At 68.6% G+C, this 8,617-nt stretch carries 3 protein-coding genes; 1 reads left to right on the top strand and 2 read right to left on the bottom strand.

Going from position 1 to position 8,617, the window contains the following annotated elements; genetic code table 11:
• Nucleotides 1-674: 674 nt before the first annotated feature.
• Nucleotides 675-893: a hypothetical protein gene (locus tag ADY01_RS07490; protein WP_159001027.1), complete on the top strand. Its 219-nt coding sequence runs from the start codon at nt 675-677 to the stop codon at nt 891-893.
• Between the two features lie 562 nt (nt 894-1,455).
• On the opposite strand, the gene ADY01_RS07485 is transcribed toward ADY01_RS07490, so the two are convergent.
• On the bottom strand, nt 1,456-1,701 hold the full coding sequence (locus ADY01_RS07485) for a hypothetical protein (protein WP_234320127.1): 246 nt from the start codon (nt 1,699-1,701) through the stop codon (nt 1,456-1,458).
• A 35-nt stretch (nt 1,702-1,736) separates the two neighbouring features.
• Nucleotides 1,737-8,519, bottom strand: a complete 6,783-nt coding sequence (locus ADY01_RS07480; protein ID WP_053170603.1) for a polymorphic toxin-type HINT domain-containing protein — start codon at nt 8,517-8,519, stop codon at nt 1,737-1,739.
• Nucleotides 8,520-8,617 lie beyond the last annotated feature (98 nt).

Raw genomic sequence — 8,617 nt, 5'->3', positions numbered from 1 at the left:
ACCCCCTACTCACCAGCAGGCCCACCCCCGCTGGCCCGGGGGAACAGTCCACACCGGTTCAGGGTCATCCACGGCTGGACACGACGGTTGTCACTCAGTTAGTCACTCACCACGCAGTCAGCCACACCGGCCAGAGCCTTCGCCTACGCTCAGGACGCAGACCCGAGGAACGAGGGGCAAGCTGAGGAACCGTGAGAACACCGCGGAAGACCGACAGGACACCACCACCGCTCAGCGTCAACGATAACGAATTGGCAAAGCCCTCCCAACGCCCCAGGTCAGCTGGTGTTCTCCCCGCGCGAACGGGGGTCTTCCGACCATCTCCCGCATCGAGACCGGCTACACGACGTTCTCCCCGCGCGAACGGGGGTCTTCCGCGCTGCATCTCAGCCCTTCCTGTGGGTGAGGGGTTCTCCCCCGCGCGAGCAGGGGTCTTCCGGCCCGCGCCGCCCGACTCCGGGCGGATAAGGAGTTCTCCCCGCAGGCGCGGGGGTGTTCCGTCGGCGCTTGGGATGGCTATTTCGTGATGGAAGTCGTCCCCGCAGGCGCGGGGGTGTTCCTACCCGAGCGGCATGAGCTCGACTGCGCCAGACGTCGTCCCTGCGGGCGCGGGGGTGTTCCCGAGACGCGGATGGTGGCGGAGGCGTTCGCGGTGGCCAACGAGGTGCACCGCGATGCGTCGGCTCGTTGACCGCGAGAGGAGCGCCGTGATGGGCGAGGCGTCGGTGCAGCGCGCCGTCGCACCAGGCGTTGCGGGGCTGCTCCCCCGGCTCGGCCCCGAGGGCCACTACCGCGCCCTGTCGGCCACCCCCGGCCGCCTCCTGCTCGACCGCTGCCTCCTCAGCGAACTCGCCGACGGACCCCTCCACCCACGACGGTCCCGCCTCACCTGAACCCAGGCCATCGACCTCACCGACCTGCCCACCGGCATCTGCCCGCCCGGGACGGCCGCGCCCCGCCGATCAGCGAGGTCACCCCGCTGAACATCGCCCACGCCCGCATCTTCCGCACCCCGGCGGATTACACATCCCTCCTCACCTCTGACACCAGCACCACCCACCTCCCCTAGGCTGGGTTCAGTTTGTCCACCATCAGGGGCCTTTATGAGGCCATCGCTCGCGCCGCGATCTCCAATTGTTCTCCCTGAAAACACGGCACCCTCTCAATCGCATTCACGAAAATCTTCCCCCACCGCAGGTCGACCGGGAGGAACGCTCTCAACAAAAGCGATTTCCATAAATGAAATGGGGATACCCCCTATCGCAAAGAGAGGTTGGGATGCGAGAAGATAGCGTGGGCTCGGATTCTCACCCTGCTGGAGATTACTACTACTGTGCATCGCTGGCCACTCGGGCGGCCGATCCAGGACCAAACAGGGTGCGGGCTGCGCGAGCCGACCGCAGGACGCGTTCCAAGTCGGCATGGGCGGGCAACCGCGGGAGTTCCCTCAAAGAACTACACATCGTACCCCTTATTTCTCAGTCGCTCCGCAAGCGAGGTCTGATGAGGGGGCCTCAGGATGTACTTATCTTTCATCGAGTCCAACGACTCGAGATACGCGGCCACCTCCGCTCCAGGCTCATACTTGTCCTCGTCATCAACATACAAGGCGTCAATCAAGCCGACTTTCGACAACCCAATATCCACGATGACACCCCAATTGAAGACCGCCACAACGCGGCCGACGACGAGTGATCCCACGAACTCAAGCTCAGAAGGATTCAGATCTCCGCCATTCACTCAATCAATTCCCTCGGATAGCGATTCAATATTTCGAATTGCGCGTTCGGAATGGCAACCTCCACCCCAGGCACTCCATTATGAGATCCAACATATGAACTGAAGTAACGACCAAAATCGGCCTCCGGTATTCTTACTCGAATTACCGCCGAGTCATACCCCCCGCGACTCGCATAATCGAGGGCGATCTCTCGGCCTTCATCCTGGAGACCGAAGTACGCCCTACCGTCGGGGTATCCATTCCCTGCACCCGGGAAATCAGCGGGGTCAAACCCGTCCTCCAGCAACCTCTGCGTCGTACCCCGGCTTGGCGCCTTGTAGATGCTTACATCGCAGTCTGACCCTGAGTTGTGCACCAAAACCGATGTCTGCCCCGCGAGTACATAGTACGTGTGGACGCCTTCGACGGTGAGGTTGTGGACGGTTGCTGTTGTGGTGGTGGTTCGAGTGGCCGTAACAGTGGCCTCGGTGCCCGGAGGAGTGCGAAGGGACATGCCGGGGTCGAGGTCGGCAGCGTTGATCCAGGCGTTCTGGTTGGGGGCCCAGAAGGGGTGGTCGGTGGTGGCGGTGAGCGTGGTGGTCGAGCCGTTGCCCGTGGTCACCGTGAGGGTGACGAGTTCCTTCGGTCCCGTTCCGGTGATCTCCGCGGTGACCGTTCGAGGTGTGGTCTCGCCGGTCTCGGGGTCGGTGGCCAGGACCACGTCGCCGATCTCGACGTCCTCGATCGGCTTGGATGTGCCGTCCGCCAGCAGTACCGACGTGCCGGGCGGGAAGCTGTTGCAACCGTCGCTGTTGCGCAGAGCGTCGACGCCCGCCTCAAGGGCTGTCCGTCCTGCCAGGAACGCGATCTTGGCCTCGATGACCACGTCGGTCGCGCTGTCGAGACACGCCAGGGCGACGCCGTCCATGCAGTCGGGCAGTCCGACGAAGGGGATGGCGCCGATGAGGAATTCGGCCCACCAGGGCGGGTCCTCGTACACAGGCGGAGGCCCGAAGCAGTCCCACCCGCACCGGTACTCGGCCGCCGCGCGGCAGGCTGCGTCGCAGGCCGGTGGCGGGGAGGCTGCGCACGGGCCGCCGCAGCGGTACTCGGCCGCGGCCTGCTGGCCCTGCTGGCAGGCCGCGCCGCAGGAGGAACCGGAAGTGCCGCCGCCGGTGACCCTGCCGTCGTCGTCGAAGCTGCATCCGTAGAACCAGCAGTGGTCCTCGATCAGGCCGGTCGGGTCGGAGAACGCCAGGGGGTTGTTGCTCGCGTAGGTGTACCCGTGGATCTGCTGGGGGTCGGCCGGGTCCATCACCGGATCCAGGGAGATGAACCGGCCCAGCGCCGGGTCGTATTCGCGGGCGCCCAGGTGGGTCAGTCCCGTGCTGGTGTCCACCGTGCCACCGACGAAGCCGCGGGTGCCGGGCCAGGTGCTCGGTGCCTCGCCCCGGGGGCCGCCGAACGGGAGCGTGCGACGCTGGGTGACGTCCAACGTGGCGGCGTCGATGGAGAGCTGGCCCGTGCCGTGGTGATCGCCGACGGTGAAGGAGACCGTGCCGTCGTCGGCCATCACGGCCATGTGGCCGCCGCCCATGTCGATGTAACGGGTGGCCGTGACCGTGTCCTCGCCCTCCGCCAGAACGACCTCGGTGTGCCCGCCCAGGTAGAGCGTGGTCTCGGTCGGTGTCCGGCCGATCAGCCGCTGGCCGTCGGCGTCGTAGAGGTACTCGGTGGCATCGCCGTTGGCCTCCTCGACGCGCGCCAGGTGCCCCTCGGCGTCCCAGGTGAGCTCCTCCGTGTCGCCGCCGGCCTGCCGCGTGGCGGTGTTCCCCGCCGCGTCGTGGGTGAACTCCTCCAGCGACCGCACCCCGGGCGCGTCCTCGGTCACCGAGGTGACGGTGTGCGGCTGCGGGCTGCCGGGAGCCGGGTAGTCGTAGGTCCGCTCGGTTTCCTGCTCATGGAGCGACTCGGTCAGCCGGTTCCCGGCGAGGTCGTAGCTGTAGGAGTGCCAGTAGGGCGCCGGGCCGCCCATGGCCCCGGCGGAGGGCGTTCCCGCGCAGCTCTCCGTCGCCTGGGCCCACGCCTCGGTCAGCCGGCGCAGGTAGTCGTACTGGAAGCACTGCGCATCCGTGCCGGTGCGAGCCGTGTCGGCGATCGAGAGAACGTTGCCGCTCTCGTCGTACCGGTAGGTCTCCGCCCGATCGAACCCGGGCTGGTTCTCCCGTTGGACGCGCATGGCGGACAGGCGCTGGGTGCCGCGTTCCCAGATGGCGCGGACCTCGGTGAACGAGCCGCTCGCGCCCTGGCTGAGCGTGAACAGCTGGGGCTTGCCGACGAAGTCGTAGCTGATGTCGGAGTCGAAGTCGAGGCCGAACGTCTTGATCAGCCGGTGCGTCTCGTCATAGCGGTAGGTCGGGCCCTCGCCGCTGAGCCCGCCCACCCCGTCGTAGCTGTGGCCGCCGACCAGTCCGGTGAAGTCGAGGTAGTTGGTGCCCCACTGGTAGGTCCCGGCCAGCGCGCCCTCCTCCTCGGGGATGACGGTGCTGCCGCGGAACGCCCGGTAGAGCGCGTCGTAGTGGGTGACCTGGCTGGTGTACGCCGCGCCGTCGTGGTACCTGACGCTCTTGGTGAGCTGGCCCTCGGCGCGGGAGAGGGTGTGGTAGACCCATTCGGCGCGCAGGGGGCCCGTCGGCCCGTCCTCCCTCAGCTCGGTCTGGCGGCCGAGCCCGTCGTAGACGTGGGCCAGGGTGATGTCGCGGGCGTTGGTCGTGGTGAGCAGCTGGCCGCGGTCGTCGTAGGTGCTCTCGCTGGTCCCGGCGTCGGGGTCGGTGCTGGTGGTGCGGCTGCCCAACTGGTCGTAGTCGTAGGACCAGTTGTTCCCGGCCGGATCCGTGACCCCGGCGAGCTGCCCGGCCGGTGTGTAGGTGTACCGGGTGGCGTCGAAGTCGGTGCTGGGCGAGCGCCCGTGGTGCTGGCGCAACTCCCTGGTCTGGCCGCGGGCGTCGATCAACGTCGTTGTGGTGGTGGCGCCTTCGGGTGGGACCACGGTGGTGCGGTCGCCGTGGTGGGTGGTGGTGAGGGTGGACAGGAGGGTGGCCCCGTCGGTGTTGCCCTCCAACTGCTGGACCTCGGTCTCCCGTCCGAGGGCGTCGTGGGTGTAGCGGGTCTGGGTCTCGACGTTGAGCGCGTCCTCCGGGAGGAAGATGCTCTGGGTGGGCGCGTTTTCGGCGTAGTAGGTGGCGAAGGTCTTGGTGACCAGGCCGCGTTGGTCGTGGAAGGTGTCGGTGAGCAGCCTGCCGCCGTCGGGGCCGGGGGCCTGGGTCTGGCGGTCGCGGAGGAATCCGTCCAGCAGGGCGTAGGAGATCCGGTAGCCGCCGTTGAGCTCGGGCTCGTAGGTGGCGACGGAGACCGGGCTGTCGTCCTCGATCCGGTAGGCGAAGCGGTAGGTGGGGATGTCGATGGTGGGCTGGTCGGGGAGCCAGATGGCGCTGGCGCGGCCGAGGGCGTCGTAGGCCGTTGCCGTGACACGGTTGTTGGTGTCGGCGACGCGGGTGGGCTGGCCGCGCAGGGCGTCGAACGTGGTGGTGGTGACCTGGGTGGAGGTCGCGACGTCCGGCTTGGCGCGGGGCGTCGTCGTGGTGATGGTGGTGGCGAAGCCGGTGGTGGGCTGGTAGGCGGTGGTGGTCGTGCGGCCGTCGGAACGGGCGGCGCGGGTGACGGTGTTGCCGGTCGCGGTGACGTCGGCGGTCAGGTCGGTGGCGGTCAGCGGCCTGCCGTAGGCGTCGTAGGTCGCTCCGGATTCCAGATAGGTGGCGGTGGTGCCGTCGTGGTCCTGGAGAACGGCGGTGGCGGTGCGGTTGCCGGTCGTGGGGGTGGCGCCGTGGGCGCGGCCGTCGTAGGCGTAGCGCTCGTCGCTGATGACGTCGTCGGCGCGGTCGGGGGTGGCATCGCAGGCGACGGCGACGGTCTCGGCGCGGGAGGGCAGGGTGAGCAGGTTCGCGTCGTCGTTGGTCAGGTAGGTCGTGCGGGTGCATCGGTCGTCGGCGTCGCTCGTCGTGTCGGCGAGGTCGCTGGTCTGGGTGAGTCGGCCGGCGACGGTGTCATAGGTGTTGTCCGTGCGCGTGGTGCGCCATCGGCTGCCGGCGCCGTCGTCCAGTGAGGTCCAAGTCGTGGTGCGGGCGGTGCCCGTGAGGTCGGCGGTGAGGGTGCCCCAGTCGCGTTCGTCGCTCGCCGTCTCGTGGTGCCAGGGTCTGTTGACGGTCTTCTCCAGCACCCGGCCGTCCACGCCGTCGTAGCGGGCGGTGCGGTAGGCGAAGCCCTCGGCGGCGGGGTGGTCGGTGATGGCCTCGCCCTCACCGGCAGGCAGCGCGACGGAGACGGACTTGGTGCCGCCGTCCTCGTTCCGCCGGTCGCCGTCCATGCCGCGCAGGAAGTAGGTGTCCTCCTGGCTGATCATGGCGTCGGTGCCCTCGCCGCCGGTCATCGCCCGCACCTGGCCGTAGCCGCGCCACTGGGACCAGGTCTTCTCGGACTCGGGCACCAGGCCGTTGTCGTCGTCGAAGTGCCAGGCGGCGTCGCCGAGGTACCGGTAGCGGGTGACCTGCTCGGGGGATCCGCCGGTGCGGTCGGTCGCGGTCACCGCCTCGACGACGTACTTGTTGAACCACTCCAGGTCGGGGTCGATGTCCACCCCGCCGCCGAGGTACTGCGGGAAGCAGCGCGTGGTGTTGGTCTCGGGCGTCGGGAGGGCGGAGGCGTCGCATGCCTCGCCCGAGTAGGTGATGTCGATCTGGCCGCCGTACTCGTCGGCGACCGAGGAGAGCCGCTCCTTGACGAACGGGGCGTAGCCGTCGCCGATCTCGTCCAGGCGGTTGGCGCGCTGGGTGTAGGTGAACGTCGTCTTCGGGAGCGTCACGGCCGGGGTCGCGGTGTGGCCGGTGCGCTCGACGCTCTCCAGCAGCAGCTGGTAGTCCACGTCCGCCATGCCCCAACGGTGCTGGAGTGCCCAGGAGTCGACGTCGCGATAGTCGCCGGAGCTGTAGACCTGGGTGGTGATGTCGGTGAGGCGGTGGCGGGTCCAGAAGGTCGGCGAGAGCCGTCCGGCGTCGCAGTCCTCGTCGGCGTCGCAGTTCAGGTCCCAGGGTGTGTCGTACCAGTACAGCTCGTTGTCGTCGATCGCCGAGGCGGCGCAGTCGGCGCCCTCCTGCGGGAGGCAGCGCGAGGTGCCTCCGAAGTCGACGCGGGCGAGGGCGGGTTGGTCGTAGACGGTGTCCGCGCGCAGGCCGTACTCGATGCGGTCCAGCGTTCCGCCGCGCGTATAGCGGGCGTTGTCGGCCTCGTCGAGGAACTGGCCGTAGGAGTTGGTCTCGGCGTCATAGTAGTAGGCGATCGCGTTGCCGCGCGTGTCCACCACGTAGTCGAGGTTCCACCGCCAGGCCTGGGTGCAGGAGGAGTCGGCGACGGCGGCGGCGTGACAGGGCTCGCCGGAGTCGTTGCCGTAGACCGGGACGGTCCAGGTGGAGTCGGTGGTCTCGTCACCCGACTCCCAGTCCGGCAGCCGGTGGTGGCCGAAGTAGTAGCGGGTGCCGTCCGAGGAGGTCAGCTCCCAGTACTCGTTGTCGTCGTCGCCGTTCGCCCGCTCGTCCGAGGTCAGGCGGCGGATGCGCGAGCCGTCGTCCCGCTGGAACTTCCACTCGTCGTCCCCGGCCGGGACCAGCTCCCCGGCCTGCCCGTTGAACGAGATGAACGCGTTGTCGTACTCCCAGCACAGGTCGCCGACCTCACCACCATCGGCGTTCTCCACACCCTCCTCGGCGCAGGACTGGTAGCGGCGCTCGATGTAGCCGGGCCACAGCTCGAAGCCGTCACCGACCCAGGACGCCTGGTTGTTCGTTCCGCCGGTCTGACCGTCGATGGCGCCGGAGGAGTAGGACAGGCCCACGTTCGGCACCAGGCTGCCCGGCACGTCCGGCACCGTCATGTCGTAGGACCAGGCGAAGTCGCCGGTGTTCAGTCCCACGTCCCAGGTCGCGGAGGACGACAGCTCGGTGGCGGTGTAGTCGCTCTCCATGCTCTCGTCGTCGGCGACGGCGGCCAGCACCACCTGTCCTGAGGCGGGGAGCTCGACGTCGGTGGCGGTCAACGTCCGTCCCTCGGCGTCGTTCTCGGAGGCCAGGGGGGCGGAGGTGCGGCACTGAGGGTCCTCCGGCGTGTCCGCCGCGCACGCGGGCAGTCGCCGGAAGGTCAGGCGCGACCCGAAGCCGCCACCGAATGCCTCGGCGAACTCCGCGTAATCCAGACGCACATCGACCGTACCCCCGGCGCCTTCGGCATCGGGCTCGACGCTGAGCAGGACACCGTTGACCCCGGCGGCCTCCGCCGCCTCGCGGTCCAGCAGCCGCACCTCGGCGGCCAGTCCTGAGCCAGCGTCGCCTTCCGCGGCCGATCCCAGCCACACGGGCAACTCCCCAGCCTGGCGCGCCCCCTGGGACCTGGCCTCGCCACCGGCCGCCGCCGACAGCTCAATGTCGGCCCGGCCCGGCTCCGGCCAGTCGGCCTTGGGGGCCTCCTCCGGCACCCGAGGTCCGTCCTCGACCGGGCGCGGCAGCACCTCGAGGCCGTCGCTTCCGGGGACGGGCTGCCCGCTCACCGCCTCGTCGGACCCCCCGGCGTCCTGGGCCGCGGAGGGGGGAGAGGACGTGGTCTGGAGCAGCGATGTCACCATCAGCGCCGCCATGATCAGCACCAGGCGGGCGCGCCAGGTCGCCACGATGCGTCGGTACGCTCTGCCGCTCATCGGCGTTCTCAATCCCTCTATCTGGTAGGGCTTTTGAGCATGAAAGTGAAAGTGAAAGTGAAAGTGAAAGTGAAGGTGAAGGTGGACGTGGACGTGGA

Origin of the sequence: Streptomyces sp. SBT349, assembly GCF_001083795.1 — a bacterium.
GTDB lineage: Bacteria > Actinomycetota > Actinomycetes > Streptomycetales > Streptomycetaceae > Streptomyces.
This window is presented reverse-complemented; position numbering and strand designations above follow the sequence as displayed.